This window comes from Gordonia sp. NPDC003504, from assembly GCF_053587995.1.
Map to the genome: position 1 here is coordinate 325,482 of NZ_JBSFPC010000001.1, position 21,192 is coordinate 346,673.

The following is a 21,192-nucleotide window of genomic DNA, read 5'->3' on the forward strand; positions in this document are numbered from 1 at the left end:
CATCGCTGCAACGAAGATGACGAAGAAGCCGGCACCCCGATGGGCGTTGATTGCCGCGGGGCTGGAACAGGCGCCGTCGAAGGACCCCTCAGAAGCCACCCCGGACGGGAAGCGCAACGCCGACCTCACGAGTGAGTCGTACCGCCACGGGCCATGTCGGAATGATGCTGTCCCAGAACGACTCACGGCAAGCGAACCCACGAGCCCTAGTCACCGTCGATCAAAACAGAAATGTAGTAGAACGTCACCCCAGGGCGCAACGTTCTACTACATCGTCGTCACCGTGGACTCTGGGCCTCGGCGGTCATCAATGCGACAGGTTCCGGCACGCGCTGCGCGACGGCGTGTATCTGTCGCCGGGCGGTCCACATGCCCGAAGCGGCGTCTACGCATACGTAGCGTTATGGGCGGGGGCTCATCCCCACATCTGCTGGACTAGGCACTGAGCGATCGGGGCATAACGCGCGTCGGCGACCGCTCCGCATCACCGATCTATCCTCACCCACACACCGGCACATCAACAGTGACATTCGGGTCATCGACGAGTGGCTGGATCGGTACCTCCGCAGCCCCGTGCGCCGACGTGGGCTCCTCGATCGTCATCTCGACGGTGACAGTCTGCCCGGGCGGGACCTGCACCATCGTCGCCATGTACGGCCGGCCATGCAGCGTCTGATCGATGCGCAGGGCCTGTTCACCATCCACGGTCAACGATTTCAGCGTCGCGCCTTTCGTGGTCAGCATTTCGACGTTGACGAGGTCGGTGCCGCGTTCGACACCGAGGTCGGTGCCGTTGGGCGCGATCACGTAGTCCGGCAATGACAGGTCGGTGAGGGTGTTGGTGAGTGTGACGGCCACCGTGCTCTCCCTGATGTCGCCGGTGCACTGCCCGGACACGTAGGAGATGTCGCGACGCAGGTAGTAGTCGAGCTTGTTGCCGCCGGCATTACCCAACGCCACTTGCAGGTACGGACTGTCGGTGTCCGAGATCTGATGGCCGAGTTCGGTGGTCTCCAGAATCGCCTGCTCCTGCGGGTCTGTGCTGTACACCATGATGCGACGCTCATGCACTCCCCGACCCAACGCCTCGAGCAGACCGCTGGTATCACCGTCGAACGTCGAGACCTGGTCGACGATAGCCCGCGAAATTACCTGCAGGTACGCCTTTCGCGCGTCGTTGTTATTCGCGAACCGTTCGTACGACGTCGACAGGGTGATCGGCACGATGTTGTCGGCGGTGATCTTCTCACCGTTCGGCAGCGTCACCGGACCGGTCACCTTGAGGACGTAACTCATCGCGATCGGGTCGACGGCGATCGCCCCGTCGAGTTGCTGCCCGGTCTGGGATTTCCAGTTGGCCAGCCAGATCTGGGCGGCGTCACGGAAGTCCGCGTCGATGTTGCCGTTACGAAAATCGGTGTACGGATGGAATTGCGAGTAGAGAAGGTTGTACTCGTCACCGAGGTCCACTTGCGGGCGAGCCGGATTGCGGAACTCGTTGTTGGCACCGAGGGTTGGTGTGGTCACGTGCCCGTCAGTGGCGTTGACGATGGCGAACCCACCGACGAGGCCACCCGTTCCACGTGATTCTGACGGCGTCTGGATCGCCAAGAAGTAGTTGCGCGCCCCGTCGGCACCGACCATTCCCGGAACCAGTTGCGCGGCAACGTTGGTGCCATTGATGGTCGCGTCGGCGCGGTCGATGACGTCGACAAGCTGATTGCGGGCGTCGGCCACGGTACCCAGCCACGACGGTTCGATGGACCGCGCTTGGTCACTAATGGCGCTGGATCGCGCTGCGAGGGCAGCCAATTGGGGTTGCGCCCGCTGCAGCGGGGCGGTGTTGATGGTGTCACCGGAACGCAGTTGCGATGGGCTGAGCACCGACGCCAAGTCGGCAGACGGCAGCAGAACGTCGTTGGCATAGTCCGACACGGCGTCACTCATCTGCCGCACCGAGTCCAGCGGGTCACCCAGCCACGGGACGGCCGCCGCGGCTGACCAGATGATGCCGTGGGTGCGGTCGGCGGCGCTCGACGCCTCGTCGGCGGCGGACTGGGCGGCTCGTTTCGCTCCGCTCTCGTCGCCCTTGACGATCAGCGTCTTCGCTTGTTGGGCATCGGTTTTTGCTGCTTCCAAGTCGCCTTTGGTCTTGAACGCGGAGAAAGCCAGCCAGAGGATGGCGAGAATGATCAGGGTGATGATCACCGCGAGGGTGATCCAGAGTTTGCGGTGGGATTTGCGGGGGTGTGGGGGGTGATCGTTGTCGGTGTCTGCGGGGTCGTCGGGTGGTGGGGGTGCGGTGTCGTCTGACGGTTGGGTGGCCTCGATACGGCCCTCGTCCCTCGGACCTACTCGACCCGCGGTAGGTGGAGTGCCGGCGAGGGGAGGGTCGGTGTGGGGAACTGAGTCGCCGGGCACCCCCAACCACTCCGCGACGCGCCCCACCTTCGGCTCGATCTCGCCGAACACCCGCTCGAAGGCTTCTTTCGGCTGTCCCATCGGGTCGACGATGTCGAGGGATTCGGCATTCGTGTCGACCCGCCCCCGCGAGTCGATGACATCCTGCATCGACGCATCGTCGCCGAGCACGTCGAGCAGCTGCACCAGCTCGGTGAGCGTGAGCATCCGCTTCCACCGCGCGGGCAGCATCCGTTGACAGGCGGCGCGGTGCTCACGCGTCATGGTGATGACGAGGTCGGCACCTTCGAGGATCTGTGGGCGCAGGTAGCGGGCCGCGAAATCGGTTGCGTCGTAGCCGTGCTCTTCGAGGACCTGCTCCGCCGACGTGTGCATGGGCTGCCCGTTCTGGGCGCCCACACCGGCGCTGGTGATGGTCACGTCAACGTCGCCGCGCGACGCCATCGCCCGCAGAATCCGCTCCCCCATCGGCGACCGGCAGATGTTGCCGGTGCAGACAAACAGGATCGTCGACGGCCGACCGGTCGGTTCGCTCACATCTCCTCCTCGAGAATGTGGGCGATCCGTCGCATCACGTCGGGATCGCCGAAATCACGGTGCGCATCCGGCAGAGCGATCACATCGACGGCACCGTCGATGAATCGGTCCCAACCGATGGGACCAGGTGTGTCGGACGCGGCAATGTAGAGGACCTTACCGACAGGCACCGTGCCACCACGATGCGAGCGGACCGCCGCCACGATCTGCGGTGCCACCCCCGCGGCCTCCTCGGCGGGTGCGTCGGACATCGTGTCGGGGGTCCGCGGGTCGAGCAGGATCAGGTCGGCGACACTACCGCCGGCCTCGACGATCTGCCGGGCGATCTCGTGGGCGATGACACCACCGACCGACCAGCCGGCCACCCGGTAGGGGCCGGTCGGTTGGACCGAGCGCATCGCCGCGACATGCAGTGCCGCGATCTCCGAGAGCGACGAGGGCAATGTGCCGCCGTCGATCAGCTCCGGAAGCTGCAGTCCCACAACCCGATAGCCGGGCAGCGCAGCGGCCAGCGCGCGATACGGGGTGACCACCCCGCTCACCAGGTGCACCACCCACAGGATGGGTCGGTCAGCGGCGGGCGCCGACAGTTCGACGGTCCGTCGGTCGTCGAGGGCTCGCGGTGTGTCGATGAGTGCTGCGACCTCGGCGGGGGTGGTGTGCGCGTACAGGTCGGCGATGGCGGGCCGCCATCCGGTGCGGTCGGCGATCTCGTCACGCAACCACACCAGGCTCAACGAGTTGCCGCCCGCGGCGAAGTAGTCGTCGTCCATGCCAACGTGCGTGTGCAGGACCGCCCGGAAGGCGTCGACAACTCCATATTCGATCGGGGTAACCGGGGCGCGCCCCGACGCCGACCAGTCCGGGCGAGGCAACGCCGACTCGTCGATCTTGCCCGACGATGTCCGCGCAATGGACTCGACCTCAATGATCCGGGCGGGCACCATGTGCCGCGGCAACGTCCGCCGGCACGCGTCGAGGAGGTCGTCGACGCTCACCGCATCGGGGACGACGACGTACGCCAGCAGCACCGGACCGCCGGGGCCATCGCCGATCACGGTGGCGGCGTGCCGCGCACCGGAGCGTCGAAGGACCGCATCCACCTCGGCGGGTTCGACGCGTTGTCCACGGATCTTGACCTGCCGGTCGACCCGTCCTCGGTAGGCCAGTTCCCACCGGCCCTCGACGTCCACCCATCGGACGAGGTCACCGGTGCGATACATCCGACGGCCGTCGGGTGCGGCGACAAACCGTGCCGCCGTCAACGCCGGATCGCCGAGATAGCCTCGGGCCAGCGAACTTCCGAACAGGTAGAGCTCACCAGTCACACCCGGCCGCACCGGACGCAATGCGCGGTCGAGGACCACAACGCCGACTCCGTCGACCGGGGTACCGATGGTCACCGGCCGACCCGACCGGTGCTGTCCGGCCGTCGCGGCCACCGTGGCCTCGGTGGGTCCGTAAGTGTTGATCAGTGCACAGTGCGACGCCCACCGGTCGGCCAGATCGGCGGGCAACGCTTCGCCACCGACGAACACCATCCGCAGCAGGTGAAGCGGTTCGGGGTCGAGGGTGGCCAGCACCGACGGCGTGGCAATGAACACCGTGACACCCGCCTTCGCGAGCCACGTAGTGAGGTCGGAACCACCGATGATCTCCGGCGGCACCACCACCAACGTCGCACCGGAGTCCAACGGCAGCACCATCTCCATGATCGACGGGTCGAAACCGGGACTGACCATCGCAGCGACCCGGTCGAACGCATCGATGCGTGCCACCGACGACAACCGGTGCAGCCCAGAGTGACTCACCGCCACCGCGTTGGGTTGGCCAGTGGTTCCCGAGGTGGTGATGATGTACGCCAGATCATCGGGACGCACCGCGGCGGGTGGGAACGGGATGATCCCCTGCTCCGGTGCGGCGGTCGCGTCGGGTCGCGGTGGAATATCCGCGACTCTAAGGGCGGTGGCGCCGGTGGCGGCGCGGATCGCCGCGATGCGCTCGGGTGGGTTCGTGACGTCGACGGGCACATACACCGCACCCAGACGCGCGATCGCACGGACGGCCACCATCGATTCGATCGACCGTGGGATCTCCACGGTCACTGCATCCCCGGGCCGGATTCCCTTGTCCACCAGGGCGTGGGCGGTGACGGATACCCAGTCGGCGAGTTGGGTGTAGGTGAGTGCACGGCGTCCATCGTCCAGCGCGAGCCAGCCGCCGGTGCGCTGTGCGGGTGCGTCGAACAGTGCGCCGAGCGACGGCGGTTCGGCAGGTGCGGGGGCGTCGGCTGCCGCGCCGATCAGGGCGGTCTCGGTGGCGCTGAGCAGGTCGGCACCGTCCAGCCGATGTGTGGGATCACCGGCGAGCACCCGCAGGGCCGCCGTCATCCGGTCGGCGAGCCGCTGCACGGTGGCGGCGTCGAAAAGGTCTGCGGCATAGAGGAACCGCACGGTGTGCGTGTCGGCGTTCTCGGTGACGCTGACCCGGATGTCGAACTCGGACTGTGGTGTGGCGCCCTCGTCGGCAGCCGCACCGTCGACACCCGAGTCAACGCCCGCGTCGACGGTCAGCGCGACCTGGGCGAGAGGATTGCGGCCGGGTTCGCGGCGCGCCCCGACGTGTGCGACGACGTCGTCGAAGGCGACGAGCGCGTGGTCGAGCGCGGCGAGATCGGCATCCCGCACCTCGGTGAGATAGTCGTCGACAGCCACTCCCCCACGAATCCTGCTGCGCAACACCACCGTCGACACCAACATACCGACCGCATCCCGCCATTCGGCACGGCGCCGCAGCGAGGTGGTGGTGGCGATGGCGACGTCGTCGGTGCCGGTGTGCACGCCCAACGCCCAGGCGAGTGCGGCGTGCATGAGGTGAAAACCGGTGACGTGGTGGTGGCGTCCGGCGGCGGCGAGCGCGGTGGCCAGGCCGTCGTCGAGGTCACGGTGAACGATTGCGGTGGTGTGGTCGCGGACGGTAGGGCGACTCGCCACCAGGTCGAGATCGTCGTCGTAACCGCGCAGCGTGTCAGCCCAGAACGCGAGCTCGTCGGCACGCGCGGCCCGTTCGGCGGCGAGTAGTTCACGAGTGACGTCACTGAATTGTGGTGCGGCGATGCCTGTTCCGTGCCCGGAGAGCAGCGCGCTGAGGTCGGCGTCGAGGAAGGTGGCCGAGTCACCGTCGATGGCGATGTGATGGATCACCAGTGCGACGGCCAGCGGGCTCCCCGGACCGGCCGCGGTGTCGCCGAGCAGCGCATACGCCCGCACCGGCGGGACGGTGGTCACGTCGAACGGTGTGCGCATCAGGGAACCGATCAGCGCGGGGGTGAGCGCGTCGGCGTCGAGCCAGTGCAGGTCGGGGCGCCAGTCGGGCAGGACGTGTTGCCGCGGGCCGTCGGCGGTGGCCGGGTAGATGGTGCGCAAAGCGTCGTGTCGGGCGATCAGCGCGTCGACCGAGGCACTCACCCGCGACATCGTCGTGCCGTCGGGTACCGCGATGACGATGGGCACCACATACATGGGTGTGTTGCCCACGGTGTGTGCGGCCACCCACATCCGACGCTGAGTAGGCGCGAGCGGGAGATCGCCGCCCTCGTCCACCCCGTCGTCCTCATCATCGACACTGTCCGCCGCCGCGGCATCATCGACGCTGTCCGCCACCGCGGTGACAGAGGCATCACCCACCTCCGATTCCACCGTCAGCGCGGTGATGGCCGCGGCCAGGTCCGCCACGGCGGGGTGGTCGAAGATCATCCGCGTGGGCACCCGCACCCCGATGCGCTCACCGAGGGTGCCGGCCAGCTGTGTCGCCGAGAGTGAGGTACCACCGAGGTCGAAGAAGTCGGCGTCCTCCCCCACGTCGGCGGGGTCGATCTTCAGGGTGGCGGCGATACCGGCGACGACGCGACTCACCGTCATCGGATCTGCCTGCGCAGCAACCACACCAACCACGGACGGAGCCGCGGACGTCACATCGGCAACGCCCACACCCACTCCGACCGGGAACGGCACGTCGATGTCCCCGCCGACCGCCGACACCGCGGCCACCACACCATCGAGTAGGGCCTCGGCCACCTCTCTCGGCATACGGCGTGAGTACACGACGGTCAGGTGTAGTTGGCCCTCGACCGTCGAGAGAACCAGTTCCGCATCAAGTTTCGCGGCGATCTCATCGCCGTCGAGGTCAACGGGTTCGGCGGTCAGCATTGTTCCGTCGACCTCGAGGGTCAGCGGTTCGGTGACGGCGGGCATCACGTCCTGCCCGACGAGCAGGATCGACGTCAGCGGGTCACCCGCGCCGCGGGCGTCCGGGCGGACGGCGCGGGCCACCACCTCGTACGGGATGTCGGCATGGGCGTCGGCGTCGAGTGCGGCATCACGCGACGCCACGATGGCCTGCCGGATGGTGGTGTCGGGTCGGTGATGTGTGCGCAGGGCGACGGTGTTGACGAACATGCCGACCACCGATTCCCACTCGGGTGCCGACCGCCCGTGCACGGGGACACCGATGACGAGGTCGTCGCGATCACTCCAGCGAGAGATCACCGCCGCCAGGGCCGCATGGGTTGCCTGGAAGGTAGTGGCCGAGAGTCGTTGTGCGGCAATGATTATCGCGTCACTGGTGTGGCTGTCCAGTTGCGTCGATACCCGACCGCCCGGGCCGACGTCGACGGCCGATACGCCGGGCAGGCGGACCGGTGCGCCCACACCGTCGAGCACGCCGCGCCAGTGCGTCAGTTGCCGGGCGAAGAGGCTGTCGGCGTCGGCGGGGTCGCCGAGGACGTCGGCCTGCCACTGGGTGAAGTCGGCGTAGGTGAACGGCGGCCGCGCGACGGTGACGCCGTGGTAGGTCTGTACGAGGTCGTCGAGGAGCAGTCGCACCGACCATCCGTCCACGGCGATGTGATGCAGGGTGAGCACCAGATACACCGCACCCGTGGACTGGTCGTCGTCGGTGGTGAGCACGGTGGCGTGCACCGGCAGCCCGGTGTCGAGGTCGAAGGGTCGGGTGATCTCCGCGCGGATGGCGGCGGTCGGGTCGTCGGTGTGCACGATCCACACGTCGTCGGGGTCACCGAGTCGCTGTACGGGGCCATCCGGGGTGTCGGGGTGCAGGGTGTGCAGGGTGTCGTGCCGGGCGAGCACGTCGGCGAGCGACGCACTCAACCGGTCGAGGTCGATATTCCCGGTCAACCGCACCACGACGGGCACGTGGTAGGCCGTGGAAGTGGGGTCGATGCGGTGGTGAATCCAGATGCGTCGCTGCGGATATGCCAGTGGAAGGACGGCGGGTCGCGGTCCGGCGATGGGCCGGGGCCGCGTGGTGGCGCCGGGGCTCTCGGTGATGCGGTGGGCCAGCGCCGCGACGGTGCGGGTGTCAAAGACGGCAGCCACCCCGATGTCACGTCCGGTGCGCTCGGCCAGTCGCGAACTGACCTGCGTCGCACTCAGTGACGTGCCACCGAGGGCAAAGAAGTCGGAATCGGCGGTCAGCGTGGATGCGTCGATGCCCAGCACCTCGGCGACGATGTCGGCGACGGCGTGTTCCATCTCGGTACCCGGCGCGGCCCCCGACGGCGCCGGCTCCGGCACCGTGAGTGCACGTCGATCCACCTTCCCGTTGGGCCCCAACGGAAGTCGATCCAGAACGGTCACGGTCCCGGGAACGAGGCTGCGGGGCAGCCGAGTTCGCGAGTGTTCCCGCACACTGCGTCCATCGAGGGTGACGCCGGGCTGTGCGGTCACCCAGGCGACGAGGGTGTGTTCACCGGTCGGGGTGGTGAGGACACCACTGACGGCGGCGGCGACGCCGGGCACCGCGGCCAGGGCGGACTCGATCTCGGCGGGTTCGATGCGGATGCCACGTACCTTCAGTTGGTCGTCGCGGCGACCGTGGATGACGAGACTGCCGTCGGCGCGGCGGTGCACGAGATCGCCGGTCCGATACCGCCGTCGGCCGTCACCGCCGGCGACGAATGCCGACGCGGTGGCCGCCGGATCATCCAAATAGCCGCGGGCCAGGCCGTCGCCGCTGAGGTAGAGCTCCCCAATGGTGTAGTCGGGCACCGCGTGCAGTGTGTCGTCGAGGATCGCGGCGCCGACACCCGGCATGGGTGCCCCGATGGTCACCACGGGGCCGCTGGCCGAGCGGTACTCGGCGCTGCTGACGGCGACAGTCGTCTCGGTGGGCCCGTACTCGTTACTCAGGGTCCGCCCGGCCGACCAGTCGGCGACGAGTCGCGGTGCCAGCGCTTCACCGCCGACGCCGATGTGACGCACCTGCGGTATCGCGGTGGCATCGAGGGTCGCGAGCACCGATGGTGTGGTCAGCAGCACGGTGACACCGGTGGTGGTGACGACGTCGGCGAGTTCGGCACCGCCGACGACGTCCACGGGGCAGATCTGGATGGCGGCACCGGCCATCAGGACCGGTACCAGACCCATCAGGTGGGCGTCGAATCCCGGTGCGTATGTGTGCAGTACGCGGTCGGCGGCGGACACGCGCAGGCGGCTCACGACGTCGCCGGCCCAGGCCGACAGTCCCCGGTGGGTGAGGTGCACCCCCTTGGGGGCGCCGGTGGTGCCGGAGGTGAAGGTCAGGTAGGCGAGGTCGTCGAGGTGTAGCGGGCGGGCCCGGTCCTCCGGCGTGAACGCGGGACGATCACCGCCGTCGGGGTCGGACGTGTCGACGGCGACCGTCGGGATGCCAACAGCCCGAGACGTGTCGCCGTCACGGGTCACGACGACACGGGCGTGGGCGCGGGAGATCAGGTCGGCGCGCCGGGACGGCGGATCGGCGGGGGCGATGTTGACGAATGCGGCACCGGTGCGAGCCACCGCGACGGTGGCGATCACGCCCTCCACCGAACGCGGTACCTGTTGTGCCACGACGTCTCCCGGTCCGACACCGAGGTCTCGGAGACGCCAGGCCAGCGCGCCGCTGGCGCGGTCGAGGTGCCCGCGGGTCAGGGTGGTGGCACCGTCGGAGACGGCCACCGCATCGGGATCATCGGTGTGGCGGAGGAGGGCGTCAAGAGTTTGCGGTACCGCGGCCGGGCGTGCATCGGGATGGTCGGTGTCGGGCAACCCATCAGGATCGGAACGGCCGACGATGAGGTCGACGGTGGGCGCGTCCGGCTGGTCGAGTACACGTCCCAGTGTGTCGACGAGCAACTCACCGAACGCGGTCAGCCGGTCGGCGTCGGCCACGCGCGTCCCGCAGGTCAGCGTGAGATGGAGTTGTCCGCCGGTGCGGTGCGTCATGATGTCGAGGCCGAAGAGACTGCCGGCCCCGTTCCCGGACGTGCGCGCGGCGACTCCGTCGGCTGTCGGGGCCGGTGATGTGCCCATCCCCAACACGACGTCGAACAGGGGGCGGCCCACGCGGTCTCGTTGTGGGTCGGCGAGGGCGCCGATCTCGGCGAGCGGCAGGTCGGCGTGCGCGAATGCCGCCAGGTCGGCGGCGGTGACGTCGGCGAGCAGGTCGGTGAACGGCCGAGTGAGGTCGATCTTGGTGTGCAGGGGCACGGCTCGTGCGAACAGGCCGGGTACCTCGTCGAGGCACGGGTCGATCCGTCCGGACACCGCGGTGCCGATGGTGATGAGGTCGGTTCCGGCGTGGCGGGCGAGCACCGCGGCCAGCGCCGCGTGCGCCACCATGAACGGAGTGGTGCGATGCGCGGTGGCCAGCGCGTCAAGGCGGTCGGTGTTCGCGACGGTCAGCGCCGTGCGGTGATCCCGCGACGCACCGGAACCCACAGCAGCGAAGTCTAATTCGGGTAGGTGCAGGCCCGTGACGGGTTCGGTGAACACCGCTGCCCAGTGCTCGCGAAGCTCGGTGCGACGCGCGTCGAGCGTTGCGAGCCGCCACCGGGTGTACTCGCGGTAGCCGATCACCGGAGCGGTGTCGGCGGGAGCGGTCAACTGCCGCAGCATGATCGGCAACGATTCACCGTCGGCGATGATGTGGTGGGCGGTGACCAGAATCCATGGTGTGCCGTCGTGCTCGACGAGGCGGACCCGCCACGGCAGCGACTCGGCCAGGTGCAGTGGCGTCCGCAGCCACGCGGTCATCGCGTCGGTGCCGGAACTGTCTGCGACGCTGCCGTCGATCGTCTCGACGGGCAGGTCACCGAGATGGGTGAGCACCTCGTCGTCGGTCCAGAGTCGTTGGTAGGGGCCGGTGTCGGAGTCGGGGAAGCTGGTGCGCAGCGCATCGTGGCGCAGGGCGAGGCGTCGGATAGCGGCCCGCAGCTCGTCCAGGGTGCCGTCCCACACGTCAGTCACGGGTGCGGCACCGGTGAGCAGGTAGCCGGTCAGGTCGGGTTGGGCGCGCCACCGCAGCCACAGGTCTTCTTGTTCGGGAGACAGGGGCAGTCGCGCGGAGCGGGGTCCGACGTCACCCAGATGAGAGCCCAGCTCCGGCAGTGCCACGCCACCGCCGGCCACAGTGCCGTCGGCGGCATCGATCGCCGCGGTCAGGCCTTCGATGGTGGGGTGGGCGAAGATCTGTGAAACCGCGACGCGTCGTCCGCCAGTCGAGAGGGTCGCCGCCAGCCGGGCCGCCGACAGTGAATGACCGCCCACCGCAAAGAAGTTGGTCCCTGGTCCCCAGCCCTGGGTGTCCTCGACGCCGACGACGGCCGCCATGGCCGCGGCCACCGCATCCTCGTCGGGGGTGCGGGGTCGACCGGACGTGTCGGGGGTGGCGAGCTGGGCGCGCAGTGCTCGGTGGTCGAGTTTGCCGTGCGCGGTCAGCGGCCAGTGGGTGAGCACGGTGATGCGGGCCGGCACCAGATGCGCGGGCAGCTGTGCGGCACAGGCATCCCGCAGCGCGGCTTCGGTGAGTTCCGCATCCGTGCCCGCGTTCTCCGGGCCACCGGTGTCGGTGAGCACCGCGCCGACGAGCAGCCGGTCGGCGGGGGTGGCGCCGTCGATGGCGAGGACCCGCGCGTCACGCACTCCGGGCACCGACTGCAGCACGGCGGTGATCTCGCCGGGTTCGACGCGGAATCCGCGGAGTTGAATCTGGTCGTCGCTGCGGCCGAGGTAGCACAGCCGGCCGTCGGGTAGCAGTCGAACGAGGTCGCCGGTGCGGTAGCGGCGGATTCCGTTGGGCCCGGCGATGAATCGGGCACCAGTGAGGGCGGCGTCGCGCAGATATCCGCGCGCCACCTGGATGCCGGACACGTACAGTTCACCGCGGCCCCCGGGTGGGACGGGTCGCAGGCGCCGGTCCAGGACCTCCAACCCGACGCCGGGGAGTGCGGTACCGAATATGGGTCGGTGGTCGGTGAGGTCGGAGACGGTGCCGGCCACCTGCACAGTGGTCTCGGTGGGACCGTAGGCGTTGAGGATGCGAACGTCGGGATGGCGTGTGGCCCACTCGTTCAGCAGGGTGGGGTCGACGGGTTCACCGCAGATCATCAGGCAGCGCAGCGCGGCAAAGGCGTCCGGGTGTGCCGTGGCGATGCTGTCGGTGGTGAGCCGCAGGAAGGAGGTGGGGGTCTGAGTGAGCATGGTGACCCCCTGCCGCGCCAGGGCTTCGGCGAAGGCGGGCGGGTCGAGGACGTCGTCGCGAGCGATGACGGCGAGGCGTCCGCCGGTGACCAACGCGCCGAGGATCTCCCACACCGACGCGTCAAAGGTGGGTGCGTGGGTCCACGCCCAGACGGAGTGGGCGTCGGTGCCGACGAGGTCGGCGGTGGCGGTGTACATCGCGGCCAGTCCGGCGCGGGTGACCATGACGCCCTTGGGTTTTCCGGTCGATCCCGAGGTGTGGATGAGGTACGCGAGGTCGGGGTCGCGGGATGCGGCGGCATCGGCCGGGCCGGGGTGTATCTGCAGGTCGGTGGTGACGATGGCGGTGGGGGTGGTGTCGTCCAGGATGGTGCGGTGCCGGGCCGTCGGCTGTGTGGGATCGAGGGGAACGAAGGTGGCGTCGGCGATGAGGGCCCCGACGATCGCGATGACGGCCCGCGGGTCGCGGTCGAGGTAGAGCGCGACGCGGTCACCGGCGTGAACCCCGTTATCCCGCAATCGTGTTGCCAGCTCGTCGGCGCGGGTGAGCAGGTCGGTGTAGGTGAGGTCGGCGCCATCATCGGAGACGGCGACGGCACTCGGCGCCAGCTGTGCGGCGGCCCGGATACGTGTCAGCACATCGGTGGCGTCGCGGTGAGGTGACGCGGGATGCTCGTCGACGGTGGCGGTGGTATCAGTCGCGGCGATGCGGTGCAGCCAGGCGAGGGTGCGGTCGGCGATGATGTCGGCGGCGGCCGGGTCGACGCGGTGGCGGGCGACGGCGACGCTCACGGTCAGGCCCCCGTCGGCGTGGCGCACGGTGACTTCGGTTGCGGCACGGACGTATCCGGTGTCGATCTCCTCGACGTGCATCCCGGGTGCGCCGAGGATGGCGGAGAGGTCGGGTTGGTAGTCGAGGATTACCTCCGGCAGCGTGGCGGGCGCGGTGTCGGCGTGGGCGATGGCGTCGGTGATGCCGTCGTGGGCGCGGGTGAGGGCGGCATCGAGATTGTTGTCGTCGAGATTGTCGTCGTCGAGGAGGAGATCCCCGATGCCGGTGGCCCGCAGCGTGATTGTGTGGGCGAGCATCCCGACGTATCCGTGGGTGGTGGGATCGTCGCGGCCGGCGACGGGGATGCCGGCGACGACGTCGTCGGAGTCGGTGATCTCGGCGAGGGTGGCGCCGACCGCCAGCCACAGCGCCGGGTACAGGGTGGTGCCGGCGTCGGCGACGCGGCGGCTCAGGGCGTCGGTGAGGGGCGCGATCACGGTGCGGGTCACCCGGTGCGCGGGTCCGCCGGCGAGTCCGGCGGGTTGCGGGTCGGGTGGTCCGGGCAGCGCCAGGTGCTCGGGGATGCCGTCGAGGTAGCGGTCCCAGAACGTGGGGTCGGCGGTGGTGACGCGGCGGCGTGGTCGGGTGGGTGTGTCCGGCCAGTGCGGGGCGCGTCCGGCGCGGCGTGCGTCGAGGGCGACGGTGAGGTCGGCCAGCAGGATCGGTAGTGACCATCCGTCGATGGCGATGTGGTGGGCGACGAGGGTCAGTGTCGTCTGCGCGTCGGGGACGTCGAGGCCATCGAGTGCCGACGAATGCCCGGTGGACACCGCCGCTCGCCACGCGACTTCGGCGGTCAGGTCGAACGGTGTGGAGACCACGTCGCGCCCGTCGTCGACGAGGATCGCGTCGGTCACCTCGGCGGTGGGGAGTACGGACACGACGGGGGTGCCGTTGACGTCGGGATAGACGGTGCGCAGCGCCGCGTGGCGGGCAGCCACGTCCAGCAGGCCCGCCCGGACGGTCGCGGCGTCGGCGGGCACGGTCAGGCGGACCGCGAGATGGTATGCGGGCGAGTCGGGTTCGGCCCGATTCAGCAACCACAGGGCGCGTTGGGCATCGGTGAGGTCGTCTGCCGCGAGTTCGACGGTGTCGGCACCCGGCCCTTCGATCAGTCGGGCCAACGCGCTCACCGTCGGGTGGGCGAAGACGTCGGCCACCGACACCAACCGCTGCGAGGTGGACAGCGCGGCGGCCAGCCGCGCCGCCGACAGCGAGGTGCCGCCCACCGCAAAGAAATTGGCGTCCGCGCCCGTGAGTGCGTCGCGGCCGATCACCTCACCGACCACGGCGGCCACGCGGTGTTCGGTGGTGCTCAGCGGCTCGGCGGGCGTGGTGGTCGCGTCCAGGGTGGCGAGCAGGGCGGATCGGTCGAGTTTGCCGGTGTCGGTGGTGGGCCATCGCGTCACCGAGCGCACCACCGACGGGACCGCGTGCGCGGGGAGCTGCGCGACGCAGGTCGCCAGGACGGCGTCGTTGTCAGGGCTGGTGTCGGCGTCGACGCCGGGCACTGCCTCGGCTCCGATGACGAACGCCACCAACTGCTCATCGCCGTCTCGGGCGCCGGGCGCCACCAGTACCCGCGCATCCCGTATTCCGGGGGCGCGGCGCAGGACCGCGGCGATCTCGCCGGGTTCGATGCGGTGGCCCCGCAACTGGATCTGATCATCGGCGCGGCCCAGATACTGCAGCCGATCGTCGGAGTGCAGTCGCACGACGTCGCCGGTGCGGTACATGCGTCGGCCCGGATGGTCGGGGTCGGCCACAAAGCGCAGGGCCGTACCGGCGGGTGCGCCGAGGTAGCCCAAGGAGACCTGCGCCCCGGACACGTAGAGTTCGCCGCGCCCGCCGACAGGTGTCCGCCGCAGCCGAGCGTCGCGTACGGAGTACTGCACGCCGTCCAGTGGTGCGCCGACCATGCTGCGTGCATCGTCGACGTCCACGTCGCCGGCCGTCAGATGCACGGTGGTCTCGGTGATGCCGTACATGTTGATCAATCGCACAGCGGGATGTGTTGCGGCCCAATCTCGCAGCGTCGGCGGGCGCAGTGGTTCGCCACCGAAGACGACGCAGCGCAGCGCGGGCAGTGCACTCGGGAGGGTCGCCGCGATGGTGGGGTCGGCGAGTCGGGCGAAGGCGGTCGGCGTCTGGGAGAGCACGGTCACCGCGTGGGTGTCGAGCGCGGTGGCCAGTTGCCACGGGTCGCGGACGGTGTCTCGGTCGAGTACGACAATGGTGCCGCCGGAGGCCAACGCGCCGAACACTTCCCATACCGAGAAGTCGAAGGCGTAGGAGTGCGCCCAACTCCACACGTCGGCAGGCCCGGCGCCGATCTCCGTCAGGGTGGCCCCAAGCATCGCGGCAAGGTTGTCTCGGCTGACCACCACCCCCTTGGGGTCGCCGGTGGACCCGGAGGTGTGGATGAGGTACGCGGCTCCCGGAATCCGTTGGTGCGCAGCGTGGGTGGCATCAACCGTCCCGATGTGCAGGCCGTCGCGGAGGATCACCGTGGGTGCGGTGGCGTCGATGAGCGTGTCGATGCGGCTCGGTGGGTACTCGGGGTCGATGGGGACGTAGGCGGCGCCGGCCATCAGCACGGCGACCATCGCAACGATGGTGTCGGTGGAGCGTCCCATCAGCAGGGCGACGCGGTCACCGTCGCGCACGCCGTGCTTCTGCAGGTCGAGGGCGAGGCGTCGTGCTTGGGCGGCGAGTTGGGCGTAGCTGAGGGTGGTGTCGTCGTGGACAACGGCCGCGGCGTGCGGTGTCTCGGTGGTATGCGGGATGAGTGCGCGGATGGGATCGATGGCGCGGGTGTGTCGTGGCGTGCTCGCCGGAGATGGGATTGGCGGGAGGCAGGCATCGACGAAGGTGTCGGGGGTGGCGGCGGCGATGCGCGTCAGGGTGGCGAGCAGGGTGTCGAGGATGCGTTCAGCGCCGGTGGCGTCGACGTGGTGGTGGGCGACGGTCATTCGGATATCGAGGTTGCCGCTGCCAGCGTGTTCGGCGGTGTCGGTGACGATGAATTCGAGTGCGGCGCGCGCAGATCCGGTGGATAGCATCGCCGCGGAGTGCACCACCCCGGGAAGCGATGTCGGTACCGGCACGTCGAGTGTGAGCAGCACGTCGGCCAATCCGGGTGGCGCGGCATCGGCATGCGGGATTGCCTGGGCCAGAGCATCATCAGCCTGGTGTGCAGCTTCACTCAGCAGAAGATCGCGAATCCCGTTCAGCCGCAATGGGACCGTTCGCACAAACATACCGACACGGGCGAGATCATCGGTCCCGGATCGTCCGCTGGTCGGTATCGACACCACCGTGTCATCGGTGCCGGTGTGTGCGGCCAGCGCCGCGGCGAGCGCCACTCGCAGCAGGGTGTGCGGGGTGACACCGCATGCGGTGGCGGTCTCGGCCAACGCGGCGCGGTGAGCGGCGTCGAGACGACGATGGCGGTGGCTCACCGATGCTCCGACGACGCCGCCGGTGGTCTCGGTTGCGGGTTCGGGAAGCGCCAACCGGTCGGACGCACCGGCAAGGTACTCGCGCCAGTACGCGTCCGACTCAGCCATGTCGATGCTGTCGGACACTTCGAGTCCCATTGCCGCGGGCGCGGGCCACATCGGCGCTCGCCCTTCGCGGCGGGCGGCGAGGGCGGTGAGGAAGTCGGCGATCACGATCGGCATGGAGGTGGCGTCGATAGCGATGTGGTGGGCCACCAGCACCAGGGATAGCTGCGAGGCGGAGTCGTCGATGGCGGCGCGCCACGGCGGCTCGACGGTGAGGTCGAACGGTGCGGTGGCCACCGCGTGAATATCGGTGTCGCTGAGCGGCCCGACGGTGATGGGCAGATCGGTGGAGTCGACGGAAATTACACGGGCGGTGGCGGTTCCGTCAGCGGCGGCAGGAAAGACGATGCGTAGGGCGTCATGGCGAGCGGTGACGTCGGTCAGTGCTGCAGTGACGGTGCCGGTGTCGATGCCGTCGTCGAGAGTCAGGTGTGCGGGCAGGTGGTAGGCGGCGATGCGCGGATCGCGGCGGTTGAGCAGCCAGAGTTGTTGTTGGGCGGGGGTGAGAACGGGGGTCGGCGACACGGCCGGTGCCGTGTCTGCGGATGCCGTGATGGTGGGTGCGGCGTCGATGGTGGCGGCGACGTCCGCGAGGGTGGTGGCGACGGTGATGTCGGCGATACGTAGCGTGCGGCCGGTGGCGGTGCCAAGGCGTCCGACGATTTCCATGAGCGCCAGTGAGGTGCCGCCGAGGTCGATGACGGAGGCGAGCATCGACGGGTCGTCGATGCTCAGGATCTGCGAGACAGTCTGGGCCACTGTGTGTTCGGTGTCGGTATTCGGTGCTTGGTAGGCGACGGGTTCGATGGGGGTGGCGGCAAAGTGTTCGGCGATGGCGCGGCGGTCGAGCTTTCCGGTGGTGCCCAATGGCAGCGAGTCGATGACGAGGACGCGCCGGGGCCACATCACCGACGGCAGCGTGCCGAAGAGATGATGGCGGACGGCGGTGGCCAGGGCCGCTGGATTTGCACCGGGCTGCGCGGTCAGGGCAACTTCGATGCTGGTGCCGTGCTCGGTCTGGGCGGGAACGGCCACCGCGGCGTCAACGCCGTCCACTTCGGCAGCGAGGCGTTCGATCTCGGCGGGTTCTATTCGGACGCCGTGCACGGAAATCTGATCGTCGTTGCGGCCGTGGAACTCCAACTGTCGCGAGGTGGGGTCGATGCGAACGACGTCACCGGTGCGGTACATCCGTTGTCCGGGATTCCACGGACACGCGACGAAACGCGATGCGGTGAGGTCGGTGCGCTCGACATAGCCGAGCGCGAGTTGCGCTCCGGCAAGATACAACTCGCCGAGAATGCCGGGTGGCAGTGGCCGCAGCTTGTGGTCAAGGACATACGCCGCCATTCCCTGCACCGGCAACCCGATGGACGTAGGCCGGTCTTGCAGGACGTCGGCGCCGATCTCGGCGACCGTGGCATACAGCGTCGCTTCGGCAGGCCCGTAGGTGTTGCGGAGTGTGCTGACCTCCGCGACCTGCTTGGCCACCGGCGGCGGAAGTGCCTCACCGATGGTGCAGACGGTCGGCGGCAACTGTTCGGTGGGGATGCGCGCAATCAGCGACGGCGTCGCATACAGATGCGAGACATTGTGCTCAACGAGGCGATCACCCAGACCGGCACCCACTTCCGGCATGGGGACGAGCGTGTACCCGAGGCCGGCGCACACCAGCATCTCGAAGTGAGCGATATCAAACGCCGGCGATGCCACTCCGGCAAGACGACCCGGCTCACCCCTTCCGTCATCGAAAAGCTTCTCGGCGTCACGCAAGAGGTTGGCCAGTCCACGATGAGAGACAGCGATGCCTTTAGGAGTTCCCGTTGTCCCCGAGGTGAACACAATGTAAGCGGCATCATCGACGTGCGGCAGCTCCCAGTCCTCACGCCCCACGACTTCCCCTCGCCGAGCGAGCCGGTCCGAGGCGCTATCCGAGGACCGAGTCGAGACCCCCGCAGCCCAACCACCAACCGAAACCACACCCCCACATCCCGAAAGATCGACCCGCCCAGCCGCAAAACCATCCCCAACCACCACAACAACCGGCCGAACAACACCAAGCACATACTCCGTACGCGACGCCGGCTGATCAGGATCCACCAAAACGACAGTCGCACCGGTCCGAGCCACCGCCCACCATGTGATGATCTGCTCAACGCCGCGCCCCAGCATCACCGCTACCGACCCACCCGGCAGCGCCCCGGACTCCCGAAGCTCCTTGGCGAGTCCCCGAGCCAAGGAATCGAGCTCACCGAACGTAAGTGCACCCACTTCGCCGAACGCACCAGCATCAGCAGCCACACGACCGCCAAACCTCTCAACCGTGGCATCCAAAACATCCGGGAGCACAACTGGCACGCTCGCTGTCGACAGCGCCTCCGGCTCATCCACGAGCAAAGGCAAGTCATCGATGAGCACATCCGGGCTCTCCACTAGCGCCCTCGCCACTTCACCGATCATCGCAACAATCTGGCGGTGATGCTCCGCAACTTCTGCTTCGTCGTACCGATTTGGGTTGGCCTCAAGGTCGAGGATTAGACGGCCACTCGCTAACGACTCCTTCGCCAAACCCTCAGGATACAAATTGATCGATAAATCCTCCACGGGACCAGTCGTGATCGGATGAAACTCAGCCGTGAACGCCCCAAACTCCAACTTACGATCGAACATCATGATATTCAGGACTGGACCACCGACGCGAAACCCCATGTTTGCAACTATGTCCTCGTCACGATAGCGCTGATGACGCAATGCTCCCATCAACGAGCCCTGGCTCGAGTGAAGAGCCTGGCTCACAGAAACGCTCGAACTGACGCCGGTCCTTAACGGCACAAAGTTCACCATCGGCAATGGTGAAGCCCGCAGCTCAGCCGTCGTACGGGCGGCGACCGCGAGACTAAACGTAACATCGTTGGCGTCGGTCACACGACTAAAGAATGCGGCAATTGCAGCACAGATGACGCCGGGTATAGTCACGCCCTTGGAACCTTCAATACACCTGAGCAGCGCCATCACCCGCAGGTCGAGCGCTATTGACGCTGTGCGGTTCACGATCTCCGATTGCCCCAGTCGCAGCGCCAAAGACACTGCAGGTCCGTCAAGTCCGGACAAGTTCTGCACCCAGTAATCCCGATCAAGAGCGAAGCGCGATGACCTTCTATATGCCAATTCAGCCCGAGCCGCAACACTAAGGTCAACAGCCGCCAACTGTGACGCTGCTTCCCCTGAAACTACCGCCGCACAGTTCCGAAGGACGCGAACCATGGCACCCATCGCCGCAACACCGTCGGTGACAACGTGATGCGTACGCTGATACAGCACAAAACGCCCAAGGTCTATTTGGAAGAGAATTCCACGACCAACTTCCACCTCGATCGGATTGACCGCTGTGCTCAAGTCAAGATACATCACTTGCAGCGCATGGGACATAGGATCATCCCTACCTCGCACATCCATAAAGTCAACCGCGTATTGACCACACTGGTCGTTACGAGACGACGTACCCGAAGACGACGAAACTAGAGCCGCAGTTTCGGAGAAGAACTGCGATCGCACTTCAGCGCTAAGAGCCCCGAAAAACTCACAAACATCGAGATCCCTACCGTCGATCACAGCAAAATTCGCGATCCTCAAAGGGACCTCGCGTAGCGCGTGTTGGCGAGACAGCATGCTTCGCTGTGCGTCGTTCAATCGCGTACCACTCGACGTCATCACAGAATTCTCATAGTTAATCGAAAGCCTGACAGCGTTTTAACCAAAAAACAGAAACCGCACCACCTCACCAAAAGAACAACAGACAAAACCTCGACGCCCACGGTAGAAAGATAAAACTCCACAGGAAGCACAAAACAGAAGCCAACAGAATCGCAGGCCTCATACTCGTAGAGCGCTGCAATCCCGGTGATCGCATACACAAACCAGGACTTACTAGGGGAGCAGCACTGTCGCTTGTACCACATGTGAGCGACAAGAGACGCATCCACAAACACGAAACGCCTGACACCGCCAATCGCGAGGAAGCTCAAAAAACAGCATAACCTCGCTACCCTGGCCCGAGGCAACAAGCGCGACTCGCGGCCGGAAAGCACTGCAGTTGCCTGGTACACCAACATGGCACAAATGCTAGGGACACCGCTGTGAAAACCACAATTTCCGAATGTCGCACCGAATCTGGACATCAGCACCAAGCGGCCAGAGGTAACGCCACAAACCGACGGCTTCGAAGCGGCAACATCGAACCCTCGCTCTGCAGCCACCACACCACCAACCGACCCGCCGCCACTGTTCGAACACGTCTCCACCAATCGTTCAGCGC

2 protein-coding genes are annotated in these 21,192 nt (G+C 67.6%); both read right to left on the reverse strand.

Annotated elements, in window-relative coordinates:
• Positions 1 to 498 precede the first annotated feature (498 nt).
• Positions 499 to 2,958, reverse strand: coding sequence for a DUF4012 domain-containing protein (locus ACWDPV_RS01540; RefSeq protein WP_449741481.1), 2,460 nt, complete (start codon positions 2,956 to 2,958; stop codon positions 499 to 501).
• Positions 2,955 to 20,588: an amino acid adenylation domain-containing protein gene (locus tag ACWDPV_RS01545; RefSeq protein ID WP_449741482.1), complete on the reverse strand. Its 17,634-nt coding sequence runs from the start codon at positions 20,586 to 20,588 to the stop codon at positions 2,955 to 2,957. Before ACWDPV_RS01545 ends, ACWDPV_RS01540 begins: the two co-directional genes overlap by 4 nt.
• Positions 20,589 to 21,192: the final 604 nt, after the last annotated feature.